Consider the following 16079-nt stretch of genomic DNA (forward strand, 5'->3'; position numbering starts at 1 on the left):
CTCGGCTGCCTCGGGCTCGTCGCGGTCGGCGCCGCGCCGCGCGGCGCGGGCGGGACCGGGGTCGGCGGGCTCGTCGCGGCCGACCGGGGTGCGGCCGAGCGATGGCCGCTCCGGCCGCTCCTGCCGCACGGGTTCGGCGCGTTCGGGGCGGCCCGCGGCGGGGGCGTCCCATCCCGGGTCGATCGGGCGGCGGGCGCGGGTGCCCTCGCGCTGCGGGGCGGGCCGGACCGACTCGCGCGCGGCGGGCGGCGGCGCGGGCTCGCGGGCCGGCGGTCGGGCGGGGTCGGGGGCGGTGCGGCCGGCGGCGGGGTGCTCGGGGCGCTCCGGGCGGGCCGGCTCCTCGGGGCGGGCGGGCGGCAGCGGGCTGTCGGCGCGCGTCGGCTCGGGGCGCGGCAGCGGGTCGCGGCGCGGCGCGGGCTCGGGCCGCGCGGGCTCGGCGGGCGGCGGCGCGGCGGCCTCCGGGCGCGGCGCGGCGGGCGGTTCGCCGCCCTGGCGGCGCGGCACGAACGGGGTGACGTTGGCGCCGGCCGGGCCGAGGTCGAGCGGGGCGTCGGCCTCGCGGGAGGAGAAGCGCAGGGCCTCGTCGTCGGCCGGGGTGACCGAGCGGCGGCGCGGCTCGTACACCCAGTGGGCGACGCGCTCCTCGCCGGCGACGAGGAACGCCAGCTTGAGCTGCCAGGTGTTGTCCTCGCGCTTCCAGGAGTCCCACACCGCGTCGCCGGTCTCCAGCTGGTGGGCGCCGATGCGCTCGGCCACGATGTCACCGAGGACCGGGCCGGGGGTGGAGTCGCCCTGGCGGCGCACGGTGGCCCGCTGCGCCTGCTGGGCGATGTACTCGCGCTCCTGGAGCACCGGGCCCTCGAACCAGCGCACCCGCTCGATGGGTATCCCCGCGTGCTCGGCGATGGCCTCGGCGGTCTCACCGGAGCGGATCCGGGCCTGGATTTCCTTGGGGCGCAACGGATTCTCCACTTCGATCTCGTACTGGCCGAGCCGGGAGAACTGGCCGCGGACGGCGGCGCGGAGGCGGTCGTCGACGGGCAGCATGAAGCGGGTCCCACGACCGGCGCTCGCCAGCACCAGGTAGGTGCCGTCCTCGCTCACGGCGACGAGGCGAAGCTCCTGCATCGCCCTCCCTTTCGCGGTTCCGTCGAGGGCGGGTCCTCGGTCGGCCCCCGCGTTCCAGTCTCATCGGCTTGTGACGGTTCGGCCAGTGCCGCGCCCGGCATGTCCGAACGGTGTGCTCCGGACGCGTGCGGCGGCGCCGCGCCGCCGGGGTGCTCGTGCTCCCTCTCCCCGCCATCTTGACACGGGAGCGGTCCGTGTTCCCAGGCGTGCCGAACGGGTTTCGGCGGAAACCCGCGCGACGTCACGCGGTGATGGTATCGGCCGCGGGCCGCGGGGCGCGGAACCCGGTCGACGGCGCGGCGCACGCCGCCGCGCACCACATCGCGCCGGTCGTCGGCAACCCGACACGCCGGTCGAGACCTGAGGGTGATCCATCCGATGCCGATGTTTTTCCGGAACATCGAGCCCTTTGTTATTAGTTGTCCGATTAAGCGGGGTTGTGGCCGGGCCGTGCCCGGACGGCCGCCCCCGAGGACACGAGCACGTCCGCCGCGCCCCGCGCGGCGTAGGGAAGGGAAGGATGAGCGAGGGCGAGGAGAAGAAGAAGCGCATCGACCTGAGCGTCCCGCAGGTCGTCGGGGGCGGACTCGCCACGCTGACCGCCGCCACGGCGGCGTCCTACCTCGGGGTCTACGGCACCATCATCGGGGCCGCGGTCATGAGCGTGCTCAGCACCGCGGGCACCGCGGTCATCGCGCACCTGATGGCGCGCAGCGGCGACGGCGCCAAGCGGATCGCCGAGCGGGCCCAGGCCGCCCCCCGGCGCCGCGACGGCGCCGCCGCCGAGGTGGCGCGGTCCGGCCCCGCCGGGGTCGACGGCGACACGCTCCTGGCGGCCGCCACCGAACCGCCCGCCGACGGGCCCGGCCTGGACGCCACGCGCGCCCTGCCCCTGGCCGGGATCGGCGCCGCCGACCGGATCGGTGCCGACAGCGGGGCGGCCGACGGCGGCACCGGAACGCCGGCCCGCACCGGTTGGCGCAAATGGCGGCGGATCGTCATCCCGGCGGCCGCGGTCTTCGCCGCGGCGATGCTCGTCATCCTGGCGTTCGAGCTGTTCACCGGCCGGTCGCTGACCGCCACCCTGCACGGCGACGAGACCCGGTCGGCGCCCACCCTGCTCGGGGGCCAGGCGCAGGACGCCCAGGAGGAGCCCGTCGAGGCGCCGGAGACCGAGGCGCCCGCCCCCACCCCGGACGCCGAGCCGAGCGCCCCGGTGGCGCCGACCGCCCCCGGCACCGGCGGCGACGCGCCCGGCGGCACGCCCGCCCCGACCGCCCCCGGCACCGGGACCACCCCGGACCCCGGCCAGGACGGCGGGCCGACCACCGACCCCGGGACCGGCGAGGACACCGGTGACACCGGGGAGGACACCGACGGCACCGGCGAGTCCGGAACCGGCCAGGACGGCGGGGCCGCGCAGCAGGCGCCGCGGGCGCAGAACCCGGCGGAGTGACCCCCTGACCCCCGGCGGCGCCCGGCGCCCCGCCCCCGTGCGCGGGCGGCTTCGCTGCGGCGGGGCCGCCCGCGGCGGTCAGGGGCCCAGTACCCGGTCGAGGTAGGCGTTGGCGAACCGGCGCTCGGGGTCGACCCGGTCGCGCACGGCGGCGGCGTCGGCCAGGCGCGGGTACACCCGCTCCAGGTAGGCGCGGTCGCGGGTGTGCACCTTGCCCCAGTGCGGGCGGCCGCCCACCGCGGTGAACACCGACTCCAGGTCCGCGAAGTAGCGCCCGTAGGGCGCGCCCCGGTAGACGTGCGCGGCGATGTAGGCGGTGTCGCGGCCGTGGGCGGTGGACAGCCACACGTCGTCGGCCGGGGCGAACCGCACCTCCAGGGGGAACGACACGCGGTGCCCGCCGGCGTCCACCCGCGCCCGCACCTCGCGCAGCGCGTCGGCGGCGTGCTCGGCGGGGACCGCGTACTCCATCTCCACGAACCGCACCCGGCGGGTGGTGGCGAACACCCGGTGCGACACGTCGGTGTAGGAGCGGGCGCTCAGCGCGCGGGCCGACACCTGGTTGATGGCGGGGACGGCCGCGGGCAGCCGGCGGGCGACCCGGTTCACCCGCTCGAACACCGTGTTGGACAGGAAGTCGTCGTCCAGCCACGCCCGGAACGGGGTCAGCGGGCGCGCCGGACCGTCGACCCGGTTGTTCCGCTTGGTGCTGGTGAGGCCCGTGTGCGGGAACCAGTAGAACTCGAAGTGGTCGTTGCCGGCCCGCAGCTCCGGCAGCCGCTCCAGCACGTCGTCGAGCCGCATCGGCTCCTCGCGGGCGTGCAGCAGGAACGCCGGGACCACGGCCAGCGTCAGCGCCGTGACCACGCCGAACGCGCCCATGCCCACCCGGGCCGCCGCGAACAGCTCCGGGTCCTCGGTGGCCGAGCACGCCGCCACCGAGCCGTCGGCCAGCACCAGTTCCAGGCCGACGACCTGCCCGGCGAGCCCGCCGACGTCGCGGCCGGTGCCGTGGGTGCCCGTCTGCACCGCCCCGGCGGCCGTCTGCACCGTGATGTCGCCCAGGTTGGCCAGCGCCAGCCCGTGGGCGTCGAGCACCGCGTTCAGGTCGCACAGCGGCAGCCCGGCCTCGACCGTGACGGTGCCCGCCGCGCGGTCGACCGACCGCACCCGCGCCAGCGACGTGGGGGAGAGGAGGGTGCCGTCGGTGACGGCCACCCCGGTGAAGGAGTGGCCCGACCCGACCATGCGCACGCGCTCGCCCGCCGCGGCCGCCGCGCGCACCGCCGCGGCGACCTCCGCGGTGCCGTTGGGGACCACCACCCGGCGGGGACGCGCCTGCTGTGTCCCGGACCACGTGCGCCACACCACATTCGTCATGGACACGCAGGCTACCGGCGGGTCCGTCCGGATGTAACCGGTCGGTAGGCCCCATTTCGCGGGTGATCCGCGCGCGTGGCGGCCGCCACGCGGGGGTGGCGCGGGGGTGCCGTCCGGACCTGGTTTCATGGGGACCATGAGGCCCTACGACGCGTTCCTGCTGATCTCCTTCGGCGGCCCCGAGGCCGTCGACGACGTCATCCCCTTCCTGGAGAACGTCACGCGCGGCCGCGGCATCCCCCGCGAGCGGCTCGCGGAGGTCGGCGAGCACTACTTCCTGTTCGACGGCGTCAGCCCGATCAACCAGCAGTGCCGCGACCTCCTCGACGCGGTGCGGGCCGACTTCGCCGCGCACGGCGTCGACCTGCCCGTCTACTGGGGCAACCGGTTCTGGGAGCCGATGCTCACCGACACGGTGCGGCAGATGGCCAAGGACGGCGTGCGCCGGGTGGTCGCGATGGCCACCTCGGCCTACAGCAACTACTCCAGCCATCGGGCCTACCTCAACGACATCGCGGCCGCCCGCGAGGCCGTGGGGCCCGACGCCCCCGAGATCGAGCTGATCCGCCCGTTCTTCGACCACCCCGGGTTCATCGAGCCGCTGGCCGAGCACACCCGCGCCGCGCTCGCCGAGCTGCCCGAGGAGCACCGGGCCGGCGCCCGGCTGCTGTTCTCCGCGCACTCCATCCCCACCGCCATGGCCGACGCCAGCGGCGCCCCGGAGCAGCACTACGGCCCCGGCGGGGCCTACGTCGCCCAGCTCACCGAGGTGGCCCGGCTCGTGGCCGAGCGGGTCGGCGGCGGCCACGCCTACGACCTCGTCTACCAGAGCCGCAGCGGGCCGCCCAGCCAGCCGTGGCTGGAGCCCGACGTCAACGACCGGCTGGAGGAGCTGGCAGCCGAGGGCGTCGAGGCGGTCGTCGTCGTGCCCTACGGGTTCGTCTCCGACCACATGGAGGTCAAGTACGACCTCGACCACGAGGCCCGCGCCACCGCGCGGCGCCTGGGCGTGCCCTTCGCGCGGGCGCTCAGCCCGGGCACCCACCCGCGGTTCGTCGCCATGGTGCGCGAGCTGGTGGCCGAGCGCGCCCAGGGGGCGCCGCGCACCGGACTCGGTACGCTGCCCGGCTGCCCCGAGGGCGCCGACGACTGCTGCCTGCCGCGCTGACCACCGGCTCCCCGCCCCCGGTCCGGCGCGCCCTCCCCCGATAGGGTCCCAGTGATCACCCGTCGGGAATCGGAGGAGTTGTCGTGGTGGATTCGTGGTACCAGCCGTCCGACTACGTCGCCCTGCCACGGGTCGGCGGGCTGCGGCTGTCGCCGGACGGCTCCCGGCTGATCGCCCCCGTCAGTGAACCCAAGCCCGACGGCACCTCCTTCGGCACCGCGCTGTGGGAGATCGACCCGGCCGGCGCGGCCGCACCGCGCCGGCTCACCCGCTCCACCGCGGGCGAGTCGGGCCCCGGGTTCCTGCCCGACGGGTCGCTCCTGTTCACCTCCGCGCGCCCCGACCCCGAATCCGCCGACGGCGCCGCGACCCCCGTCCCCGCGCTGTGGCTGCTGCCCGCCGCCGGCGGCGAGGCCCGCCGGGTCGCCGACCGCCCCGGCGGCATCGGCGGGTTCGCGGTCGCCCGCGACGCCGGCACCGTGGTGTTCGCCTCGGAGACCACGCCCGGCGCCGCCGACGCCGAGGCCGACGCCCGCGCCCGCAAGGAGCGCAAGGACGCCGGGGTCACCGCGATCCTGCACGAGGCCATGCCGGTGCGCTACTGGGACCGCGACCTCGGCCCCGCCCGCACCCGGCTGTTCGCGGCCGCGCCCCCCGCCGACGCCGCCGCCCCCCTGGGCGAGGCCGCCGACCTCACCCCCGACCCCGGCCAGGCGCTGCTCGGCCAGTCCTTCGACCCCACCCCCGACGGCACCTCGGTGATCGCCGGGTGGACCGTCCCCCAGGGCCGCGGCGTCGACCGCTCCACGCTCGTCGCCATCGACACCGCCACCGGCGAGCGCCGGGTGCTGGCCGCCGACGACCGCTACGACTTCTCCGGTCCCCGCGTCTCGCCCGACGGCCGCTACGCCGCCGCCGAGCGCGGGTTCGACGGCGAGCCCGACGGCGAGCCCCGCGACCACACCCTCTGGCTCGTCGACCTCGCCACCGGCGAGGGCCGCGACCTGCTGCCCGACCGCCACCTGTGGCCGCGCGAGTACGCCTGGGCCCCCGACTCCTCCGCCGTGTACGTGGTCGCCGACCTTGACGGCCGCCGCCCCGTCTTCCGGGTCGACCTCGCCACCGGGGAGGTCCGGCGGCTGACCCGCGAGGGCGCCTACAGCGCCCTCAACCCCGCCCCCGACGGCGGTGCCCTCTACGCCCTGCGCGACTCCTGGGACGAGCCGCCCACCCCGGTCCGCCTCGACGCCGCCGCCGAGTCCGAGCCGGTCCGGCTGCCCGCCCCCGGCCTGCCGCTGCGCCCGCCCGGCACCCTCACCGAGGTCGAGACCGAGGCCGACGACGGCACCCGGATCCGCTCCTGGCTGGTCCTGCCCGAGGGGGCGTCGGCCGCCGCCCCCGCCCCGCTCGTGCTGTGGGTGCACGGCGGCCCCTACATGAGCTTCAACGGCTGGTCGTGGCGGTGGAACCCGTGGCTGCTGGCCGCCCGCGGCTACGCCGTCCTGCTGCCCGACCCCGCCCTGTCGACCGGGTACGGCCCCGAGATGCTGCGCCGCGCCTGGAGCTCGTGGGGGCCGCGCACCTTCGCCGACCTGATGGCGGTCACCGACGCCGCCGCGGCCCGCGACGACGTCGACGCCGAGCGCACCGCCGCCATGGGCGGGTCCTTCGGCGGCTACATGGCCAACTGGATCGCCGGGCACACCGACCGCTTCCGCGCGATCGTCACCCACGCCTCGCTTTGGGGGCTCGACGCCTTCGTCGGCGCCACCGACGCGCCCGCGGTGTGGGAGGCGGAGTTCGGCGACCGGCACACGCGGCCGGAGCGCTACGAGCGGGCCTCGCCGGACCGCCACCTCGACCGCTTCACCACGCCCATGCTCGTCATCCACGGCGACAAGGACTACCGGGTCCCCATCGGCGAGGGGCTGCGGCTGTGGTGGGACCTGGTGTCGCGCGAGGTCGACGCCAAGTTCCTGTACTTCCCGGACGAGAACCACTGGGTGCTCTCCCCGGGCAACATCAAGGTCTGGTACGAGACGGTCCTGGCCTTCCTGGACCACCACGTGCTGGGCGAGGACTGGCGCCGGCCCGGACTGCTGTGAACCGGCCGGCGACAAGGAACGGGGGAACGTGGACGTGACCACCACCGCGGAGCCGGCCGCGCTGCTGGCGCTGGCCGTCGAGGTCGCCGCCGAGGCGGGGCGCGTGGCCGCCGAGGGCCAGGCGGGCATCGACGTGCTCGACACGAAGTCGTCGCCGACCGACGTCGTCACCGAGATGGACCGCGCGGTCGAGAAGCTGATCCGCGAGCGCCTGCTCGCCGCCCGGCCCGGGGACGCCGTCCTCGGCGAGGAGGGCGGTGCCGACGCGGGCTCCACGGGGGTCCGCTGGATCGTCGACCCCATCGACGGCACGGTGAACTACCTGTACGGCCGCGAGGACTGGGCCGTGTCGATCGCGGCGGAGGCCGACGGCGAGATCGTCGCCGGGGTCGTCGCGGTCCCGGTGCGCGGCGACGTGTACACCGCGACGATCGGCGGCGGCGCCCACTGCAACGGGGAGCGGCTGCGGGTGGGGCCGGCGGTCCCGCTGGAGCTGGCGCTCGTGGCCACCGGGTTCGGCTACGACGCCGACCGCCGCGCGCACCAGGCCGAGGTGCTGCGGTCGGTGCTGCCCCGGGTGCGCGACATCCGCCGCTGCGGGGCGGCCTCGGTCGACCTGTGCTCCCTGGCGCGCGGCCGCAGCGACGCCTACTACGAGCGCGGGCTCAACGCGTGGGACTACGGGGCCGCGGCGCTGGTGGCCCGCGAGGCGGGCGCGCGCGTGGGCGGCCTGCGCGGCGCCGAACCGGGCCCGGACCTGGTCGTCGCGGCGCCGCCGGGGCTGTTCGAGGCGCTGCACGACCTGCTGGAGCCGCTGGGCGCCGACACCGACGGCTGACGCGCGCGGGCCGGCCGGATCACGTGATCCGGCCGGCCCGAACGCGGTGGACGCGCCCTGTCGGCGGGGTGTCCTAGACGCAGCCGGTGTCGACGCCGTTGCGGGCGGCGATGCGGTGCAGGTCCTCCAGCTCCGACGCGTGGGCGTCGGCGAGGAAGTCGTCGCCGGCGGCCTGGGCCGCCTTGAGCGACATGGCGGTGTCCTTGATGCGGCCCTTGATCTCAGCGAGGAACTCGCCCATTTCACCTCACTCTGTGCTTCACGACTCTGTGTTTCGAGCAGTGCGCTGGTCCGGCATCGCCACAGCGTTGTGACGGCAGGGGGACGGGTCCGCGACGTGGCGGCCCGCATCACCCCTCCGTACCCACGACGCCGCTGCCGCCAAACCCGTCCGCGGCGACGTGACCGATCCGTGACGGGATGGGGCGTCCGGGGTGGCGTGTGGCGTATGTCGGTTTCCAGGTGGCGTACACCACATCGGGGGGAACGCGCCATTGCTTACTTCGTTCTTATCCTTGATGTGTCAGATTCGAGATGTGCGGGGTGAACGCCGCCGCCGGCGGTTGGGGGATACGCCGGCGGCGGCGCCCCGCCTTCCAGGGGGACATCGGCGGCCCCGCCCCTCGGGGCCCGGCCGCCGACCTTCCGCTCCCCGGCGCCCACGGGTTGCCGCTCACGGCGCACCGGCCTACGTTGGCCGGTGCGGGACGGGTGAACACCGCTCCGCGGTATCACCGCAGCGCACGCGCCGCGGTGGTTTACCCCATCCTTATTCGCCGTGTGCGATAACAGTGGACGCAGCCGGGGGTAAGCGCCGCTGCCGGTGTGTTGGGGGATGCGCCGGCAGCGGCCCACCCGGCCGTAAGGAAGCAAAGGACGACGTGCGCGTACTCGTGGTCGAAGACGAGCAGGTTCTCGCCGACGCCGTGGCCGTGGGCCTGCGGCGCGAGTCCATGGCGGTCGACGTCGTCTACGACGGCGACAGCGCCCTCGAACACGCCGGGGTCAACGACTACGACGTCATCGTCCTCGACCGCGACCTCCCCGGAGTCCACGGCGACGACGTCGCCCGCGCCCTCGTCGGCCGCAGCTACGCCGGCCGCATCCTGATGCTCACCGCCTCCGGCGAACTCCAGGACAAGGTCGAGGGCCTCACCCTCGGCGCCGACGACTACATGGCCAAGCCTTTCGCGTTCGCCGAACTCATCGCCCGCGTGCGGGCCCTGGGCCGCCGCGCCGTCCCGCCGCTGCCGCCCGTCCTGCGCCGCAGCGGCATCGAACTCGACCCCGCCAACCACACCGTCGAACGCGACGGCCGGCGCGTCGCGCTCACCCCCAAGGAGTTCGCGGTGCTGGAGGTCCTGATGCGCGCCGGCGGCACGGTCGTCAGCGCCGAGGGCCTGCTGGAGAAGGCGTGGGACGAGAACGCCGACCCGTTCACCAACGTCGTCCGGGTGACCGTCATGACGCTGCGCAAGAAGCTCGGCGAACCGCCGGTCATCCAGACCGTGCCGGGAGCGGGGTACCGCATTTGACCGCCACCGGCGGCGACCCCTCCGCCCCGGCGGCCGCGCCCGGCGAGGTCGCGCCCACGCCGCCGGGCGACACCGGCACGTGGCGGCGGCTCGCCACGCCGCCCGCCGCCGCGTCCGGGCCGCCCCGGCCGGTCGGCCGCGGGGTGTCCCGGTTCTCCGACAACATCAGCCTGCGCGCCCGGCTCACCCTGATCTACGGGATGCTGTTCTTCGCGGCCGGATCGCTGCTGGTGCTGCTCAACTACGTCATCGTCGCCGCCCTGCTCGACAACCTCACCTTCTCCGTCACGGCCGAATCGCCCTACTACGACGACCCCGCGGCGCTGGAGGACCTGAAGAACAGCTACATCGAGAACGTCCTCGCCGAGGTCACCCGGTTCTCGGTGCTCGCCCTGGTGATCGTCGGCCTGCTCGCGGTCGGGCTGGGCTACGTCGTGGCCGGCCGCGCGCTCTCCCCGCTGCACAAGATCACCCGCATCGCCCGCCGGCTCTCCGAGCGCTCCCTGCACGAGCGCATCGCGCTGGGCGGGCCCGACGACGAGATCCGCGAACTCGCCGACACCTTCGACGGCATGCTGGAGCGGCTCGACCACGCCTTCGACGGGCAGCGGCGCTTCGTCGCCAACGCCTCCCACGAGCTGCGCACGCCGCTGGCCATCAACCGGACCCTGCTGGAGGTCGCGCTGAGCGACCCCGAGGCGTCCCAGGACCTGCGCACCGTCGGCCGCACGCTGCTGGAGACCAACGCCCGGCACGAGCACCTCATCGACGGCCTGCTGTTCCTCGCCAAGAGCGACCGCGAACTCGACGTGCGCACCGGCGTCGACATGGGCGAGGTCGCCGAGACCGTGCTCAGCCAGCTGGCCGCCGAGATCGAGCGGTCCGGCCTGGCCGTCCGCTCCGACCTGCGCGCGGCGCCCGTCAGCGGCGACCCCGTGCTGCTGGAGCGCCTGGTCGCCAACCTGGTCGAGAACGCGCTGCGGTACAACGTCGCCGACGGCGAGATCACCGTGCGCGCCGGCATCTACGACGGGTCGCCCGCCGTGCAGGTCGAGAACTCCGGGCCGGTCATCCCCGGCTACGAGATCGAGGGCCTGTTCGAGCCGTTCCGCCGCGGCTCCGGCGACCGGGTCCGCTCCAGCCGCAGCGCCGGGCTGGGCCTGTCCATCGTCCGCTCGGTGGTGCGCGCCCACGGCGGGACGGTCAGCGTCTGGCCGCGCAGCGGCGGCGGCCTGGTGGTGACCGTCCGGCTGCCCGCCGCGGGCCGCGACGCCCCCTCCGGCGGCCGCTGACCCCGGCGCCCGGACCGCGCCGCCGAACCTGCTGCGGACGCCGCCGCCCCCGTGATATCTATACGTGTCCGATGACACGGCCACCCCCGGGACGACCCGGTGCCGCGGGTGGGTATGCTCTCCGGGCGTGAACGCGCCGGAAATTCGTTCCGGCAGCCGCGTGTCCGTTCCGACCTCGCCACTCGCGGAGTACCCGCTCTCGGCCGGTGCGAGGAAAGACGAAGAAATAGGTCGCAATCCTTCGGGCGTTGGGTAGCACATGAGAACGAGCGAATCCGCTGTGCGCGAACACGCGCGCGTCGGGGTTCGGCCGATCGGCGCTGCCACGAGGTTCGACGGCACCCGGGAGGGGTCACGCGACCCGGACGCCGGGGATGTTTCCCCCCGGTACGGGCACAAGACGCGGCTCTCAAGCGTTACTACCGCGCGACGAGGCATAGATCGAGGGGGATGGAGTTAGCAGAATGGCCACCGATTACGACAGCCCGCGCAAGACCGACGAGGACATCAACGAGGACAGCCTGCAGGAGCTGCAGGCCCGTCGGGTCGACAAGGGCACCAGCACCATCGACGTCGACCCCGACGAGGTGGCCGAGGGGATGGAGCTGCCCGGCGCGGACCTCTCCGGTGAGGAGCTGGCCGTTCGGGTGCTGCCGCGCCAGGCCGACGAGTTCACGTGCTCGCGGTGCTTCCTGGTGCACCACCGCAGCCAGCTCGCCGAGGAGCGCAAGGGACAGCTCGTGTGCAAGGAGTGCTCGGCCTGAAAAGGGGCGCCGCCTCCCTCCCCGCTTCCACGGCCGCTGCGACGCGGCGACCGATGCGTCCCCGTTCGGGGGCGCATCGTGCTTTACCGGGGGTGGTCCGTGCCGCCCCCGCCGGTTTTTCGGCTGACGGCCCGGTGTTTTTATCGTCGTAACTCGGGAAAAGCTGGGAAAAGGCTGTGAAATGGGGGAGTAAATAGTGGCATGGCGCACACGCGGCCGCCGTAAGGGCGACGCCCGCGCAACCGACGACCACCCCGAGCCCACCGAGGGCGCCCGCGCGGACGGCCCCGCCGCCCCGACCGGGGACGCGCCGGCGGACACCGGGGCCACCGGCGACACCGGGGCCGCGCCGGCCGCCGAGGACGCGCCCGGCACGGAGTCCGCCCCGGCCGCGCCGGACACCCCCGCTTCGGCCGGCGCCACCGCCCCCGGCACCGACCTGGAACCCGCCGCCGGCGCCTCCGACGACATCGGCGCGCTCGTCGGCCGCATCGTCGCGGACGACGGCACCGACGCCAAGCGCCGTGCCGGCCTCCTCGGCCGCCTCGCCCGCGCCGTGGCCGCCAGCGCCCGCTCCGCCGGGGTCCGCAGCGCGGCCGGCGGCCGCTGGCTCACCGACCTCTTCGCCACCGAGATCGCCCCGCGCATCCCGGTCCGCGACCGCGCCACCCTCGTCCGCCACCACCGGGGCCTGGAGGGCGAGGAACTCGCCGACGCCCTGGTGCGCAACGCCGTCTCCACCACCACCGCGGTCGGCGCGGCCGGCGGCGCCCTGGCCGCCGTCCAGTTCACCGCGCCCCCGCTGCTGCTGACCGCGCCGGCCCAGGTGGTCGCCGAGACCCTGGTCGTGGCCGCCGTCGAGGTCAAGCTCATCGGCGAACTCCACGAGGTGTACGGCGCGCCCGCCCCCGGCACCGGCCTCCAGCGCGCCACCGGCTACGTCGGCGCCTGGGCCAAGCAGCGGGGCATCGACCCCACGTACGCCGCCGAGTCGCTGACCCTCGCCCTGGGCACCGCCGCGAAGGCGGCGCTGCGCAAGCGGCTCATGCGCGTCCTGGGCCGCCACCTGACCACGCTCGGCCCCTACCTCACCGGCGCGGTGGCCGGCGGCACGCTCAACCGCGCCGCCACCACCGGCCTGGCCCGCGCGGTCCGCGCCGACCTGCGCGCCCGGGCCCTGCCCGGCGGCGACCCCGGCGTGGCGCCGGGCCGCCCCGGGATCGACGGCGGGGCGTCCGGAGCGCTGCCCCCGGGCGACCGCCCCGCGGACGGCTGAGGGGCGGCGCGCACCGCGCGCCGCCCCCCGATCGCAGTCCGCTACATGCCCTCGACCGCCACCGAACCCTTCGGCGGGAACCGGCGGTAGACGGCGCGTACGGCGAGCACCCGGGTGACCTCCATGCCGACGCCGGCCACCACGGCCCACCCCACCGCCTCGCCGAGGCCGACCTCGAGCGACTCCGGCTCGGTCGGCGGCTCCTTGCCCGTGGCCTGGGTCCAGGCGAAGGTCAGCGCCTTGCGCACCACGTAGGCCGCCGCGAGGGAGGCGACGCCTCCGACGATCTGCGCGGCCAGGTGCGAGTCTCTCTTTGCCATCTGTATCCGATCGCTTCCGTTCTCGGTCGTCGTGCTCCGTGACGTGCCCGAAATACTGTCATGCCATGGGGGCGGCGCGCCGACCCGACGCCGCCGCGCGGTGGGCTCCGCGCCCCGCCCGCAACGGTGTCGCGGCCGGTCGGACACCCCGCGCGCGGTGCCCCGGGGAACCCCGAAACGGGGAGCGATCACGGCCGCGCAGCCAATACCATTGCCCCATGACCAACCGCTCCCGTTCCCTCCGCGTGCCCGACAAGCCCTCGCTCGACGGTATCGAGGCGAAATGGGTCGACGTATGGGACGAGTCCGGCGTCTACCATTTCGACCGCACCGCGCCGCGCGAGCGGGTGTTCTCCATCGACACCCCGCCGCCCACGGTCTCCGGCTCGCTGCACATCGGCCACGTCTTCTCCTACACCCACACCGACACCGTCGCCCGCTTCCAGCGCATGCGCGGCAAGTCGGTGTTCTACCCCATGGGGTGGGACGACAACGGCCTGCCCACCGAGCGCCGCGTGCAGAACTACTACGGTGTCCGCTGCGACCCGTCGGTGGCCTACGACCCCGACTTCGCGCCGCCCGCCAAGCCCGACCCCAAGCGGCAGGTGCCGATCTCCCGGCGCAACTTCATCGAGCTGTGCGACCGGCTCACCGCCGAGGACGAGAAGGTCTTCGAGTCCATCTGGCGCCGGCTCGGGCTGAGCGTCGACTGGCGCCACACCTACGCCACCATCGACGGCAACTCCCGTGCCGCCGCCCAGCGCGCGTTCCTGCGCAACCTGGCGCGCGGCGAGGCGTACATGGCCGAGGCCCCCACCCTGTGGGACGTCACCTTCCGCACCGCGGTGGCGCAGGCCGAGCTGGAGGACCGCGAGCGCCCCAGCGCCTACCACAAGATCTCCTTCCACCGCCCCGACGGCGGCACCGTCGAGATCGAGACCACCCGGCCCGAGCTGCTGCCCGCCTGCGTCGCGCTGGTCGCCCACCCCGACGACCACCGTTACGCCGACCTCGTCGGCACCACGGTCCGCACGCCCGTCTTCGGGGTCGAGGTCCCGGTGCGCGCGCACCGCCTGGCCGACCCCGACAAGGGCTCCGGCATCGCCATGATCTGCACCTTCGGCGACACCACCGACGTCACCTGGTGGCGCGAGCTCCAGCTCGCCACCCGCCCGATCGTCGGCTGGGACGGCCGCATCGTCGCCGATCCCCCGGCGGGCATCGACTCCGCCGAGGCCCGCGACGCCTACGCGCGCCTGGCCGGCGCCACCGTGCACACCGCCCGCGAGCGCGTCGTCGAGCTGCTGCGCGCCTCCGGCGACCTGATCGGCGACCCCAAGCCGATCACCCACCCGGTGAAGTTCTACGAGAAGGGCGACAAGCCGCTCGAGATCGTCACCACGCGGCAGTGGTACATCCGCAACGGCGGCCGCGACGCCGCCGTGCGCGACGCCCTGCTCGCCCGCGGCGCCGAACTCGACTGGCACCCCGCCCACATGCGCTCGCGCTACGACCACTGGGTCGAGGGCCTCAACGGCGACTGGCTCATCAGCCGCCAGCGGTTCTTCGGCGTGCCGTTCCCCGTCTGGTATCCGCTCGACGACGACGGCAACCCCCGCTACGACGAGCCGCTGCTGCCCGACGAGGCCGCGCTGCCGGTCGACCCCAGCTCCGACGCCCCCGCCGGCTACACCGAGGACCAGCGCGGCCGCCCGGGCGGGTTCACCGGCGACCCCGACGTCATGGACACCTGGGCCACCTCCTCGCTGTCGCCGCAGATCGCCGGCGGCTGGGAGCGCGACGACGACCTGTTCCGCCGGGTCTTCCCGATGGACCTCCGCCCGCAGGGCCAGGACATCATCCGCACCTGGCTGTTCGCCACGGTCGTCCGCGCGCACTTCGAGCACGGCAGCCTGCCGTGGCGCACCGCCGCCATCTCCGGGTGGATCCTCGACCCGGACCGCAAGAAGATGTCGAAGTCCAAGGGCAACGTCGTGACGCCCATCGACCTGCTGGAGCGCTACAGCTCCGACGCCATCCGGTACTGGGCGGCCAGCGGGCGCCTCGGCACCGACACCGCGCTGGACGAGGGCCAGATGAAGGTCGGCCGCCGGCTGTCCATCAAGATCCTCAACGCCAGCAAGTTCGCGCTGTCGGTCGCGGGCGAGGCCGCGGCGGCCGACCCCGCCGCCGTCACCGAGCCGCTCGACCGGGCGATGCTCGCCGCGCTGGCCGACGTCGTCGAGGACGCCACCGCCGCGTTCGAGAACTACGACCACACCCGCGCGCTGGAGCACACCGAGCGGTTCTTCTGGGAGTTCTGCGACGACTACCTCGAACTCGTCAAGGCCCGCGCCTACGACGAGGAGTCCCCCGCCGGGGCCAGCGCCCGGGCGGCGCTGCTCGTCGCGCTGTCGGCGCTGCACCGGCTGTTCGCGCCGTTCCTGCCGTTCGTGGCCGACGAGGTCTGGTCGTGGTGGCGCGACGGCTCGGTGCACGCCGAGCCCTGGCCCGACGCCGCCGAGTTCCGCGCCGCCGCCCAGGACGGCGAGCCCGCGGTGCTCGCCGCCACCTCCGAGGTGCTGCGCGCGGTGCGCAAGGCCAAGTCCGAGGCGAAGCTGTCCATGCGCGCCGAGGTCGAGCGCGTCGTCGTCCGCGGCAAGAACGCCGGCAGCGCCCGGGTGGCCGCCGACGACATCGCGGCCGCCGGACGCGCCGCCGCCCTGGAGTTCGAGGCCGCCGACGACACCGACCTGCGGGTCGAGGTCACCCTGCCCGCCGCCGCCGAGTAGGCGTACCGCTCCGCAACGGGGCCGC

Annotated in this window: 13 protein-coding genes; 9 read left to right on the plus strand and 4 right to left on the minus strand. The window is 75.2% G+C overall.

Annotation, left to right across the window (positions count from 1 at the left end):
* The coding region (gene sepH / locus NT8_RS13800) for a septation protein SepH (RefSeq protein WP_245646173.1) at positions 1 to 1128 on the minus strand (1128 nt) is incomplete at its 3' end.
* 520 nt (positions 1129 to 1648) lie between these two features.
* Here sepH and NT8_RS13805 point away from each other — a divergent pair.
* Positions 1649 to 2584, plus strand: a complete 936-nt coding sequence (locus NT8_RS13805; RefSeq protein WP_067968800.1) for a hypothetical protein — start codon at positions 1649 to 1651, stop codon at positions 2582 to 2584.
* 78 nt (positions 2585 to 2662) lie between these two features.
* Here NT8_RS13805 and NT8_RS13810 read toward each other — a convergent pair whose 3' ends face one another.
* Complete coding sequence (locus NT8_RS13810) at positions 2663 to 3964, minus strand: D-arabinono-1,4-lactone oxidase (RefSeq protein ID WP_084468922.1); 1302 nt, start codon at positions 3962 to 3964, stop codon at positions 2663 to 2665.
* 136 nt (positions 3965 to 4100) lie between these two features.
* Between NT8_RS13810 and NT8_RS13815 the strand changes: the two genes are divergently transcribed.
* From NT8_RS13815 to NT8_RS13825, 3 genes are all read left to right on the plus strand, one after another.
* The gene (locus tag NT8_RS13815; RefSeq protein WP_067968851.1) at positions 4101 to 5132 is read left to right on the plus strand and encodes a ferrochelatase; all 1032 of its coding nucleotides are present in this window, start codon (positions 4101 to 4103) and stop codon (positions 5130 to 5132) included.
* A gap of 83 nt (positions 5133 to 5215) precedes the next feature.
* Positions 5216 to 7237, plus strand: a complete 2022-nt coding sequence (locus tag NT8_RS13820; protein ID WP_067968806.1) for a S9 family peptidase — start codon at positions 5216 to 5218, stop codon at positions 7235 to 7237.
* 34 nt (positions 7238 to 7271) lie between these two features.
* A complete protein-coding gene (locus NT8_RS13825) occupies positions 7272 to 8075 on the plus strand; it encodes an inositol monophosphatase family protein (protein ID WP_067968854.1) in 804 nt (267 codons plus the stop codon).
* A gap of 73 nt (positions 8076 to 8148) precedes the next feature.
* Here the strand turns inward: NT8_RS13825 and NT8_RS29900 are convergent, their stop codons facing one another.
* The gene (locus tag NT8_RS29900) at positions 8149 to 8316 is read right to left on the minus strand and encodes a hypothetical protein (protein ID WP_169805217.1); all 168 of its coding nucleotides are present in this window, start codon (positions 8314 to 8316) and stop codon (positions 8149 to 8151) included.
* Between the two features lie 640 nt (positions 8317 to 8956).
* Between NT8_RS29900 and NT8_RS13830 the strand changes: the two genes are divergently transcribed.
* The 4 genes from NT8_RS13830 (at position 8957) to NT8_RS13845 (ending at position 12942) form a co-directional block, all read left to right on the plus strand.
* Entirely contained in the window at positions 8957 to 9610 is a 654-nt protein-coding gene (locus NT8_RS13830) for a response regulator transcription factor (protein ID WP_067968809.1), read from the plus strand.
* Positions 9607 to 10902 carry a sensor histidine kinase gene (locus NT8_RS13835; RefSeq protein WP_067968812.1) on the plus strand — a complete coding sequence of 432 codons (1296 nt, stop codon included), beginning with the start codon at positions 9607 to 9609 and terminating at the stop codon, positions 10900 to 10902. The genes NT8_RS13830 and NT8_RS13835 overlap by 4 nt, the downstream gene beginning before the upstream one ends.
* 464 nt (positions 10903 to 11366) lie before the next feature.
* Positions 11367 to 11666 carry a DUF4193 domain-containing protein gene (locus tag NT8_RS13840; protein WP_067968814.1) on the plus strand — a complete coding sequence of 100 codons (300 nt, stop codon included), beginning with the start codon at positions 11367 to 11369 and terminating at the stop codon, positions 11664 to 11666.
* A 439-nt stretch (positions 11667 to 12105) separates the two neighbouring features.
* A complete protein-coding gene (locus NT8_RS13845; protein WP_067968858.1) occupies positions 12106 to 12942 on the plus strand; it encodes a hypothetical protein in 837 nt (278 codons plus the stop codon).
* A 41-nt stretch (positions 12943 to 12983) separates the two neighbouring features.
* Here the strand turns inward: NT8_RS13845 and NT8_RS13850 are convergent, their stop codons facing one another.
* The gene (locus NT8_RS13850; RefSeq protein ID WP_067968817.1) at positions 12984 to 13262 is read right to left on the minus strand and encodes a DUF4235 domain-containing protein; all 279 of its coding nucleotides are present in this window, start codon (positions 13260 to 13262) and stop codon (positions 12984 to 12986) included.
* Positions 13263 to 13480: 218 nt separating this feature from the next.
* Here NT8_RS13850 and valS point away from each other — a divergent pair, with 218 nt between their 5' ends.
* On the plus strand, positions 13481 to 16054 hold the full coding sequence (valS, locus tag NT8_RS13855; RefSeq protein ID WP_067968819.1) for a valine--tRNA ligase: 2574 nt from the start codon (positions 13481 to 13483) through the stop codon (positions 16052 to 16054).
* Positions 16055 to 16079: the final 25 nt, after the last annotated feature.

This window comes from Nocardiopsis trehalosi NBRC 14201 (genome assembly GCF_001552555.1).
GTDB lineage: Bacteria > Actinomycetota > Actinomycetes > Streptosporangiales > Streptosporangiaceae > Nocardiopsis_B > Nocardiopsis_B trehalosi.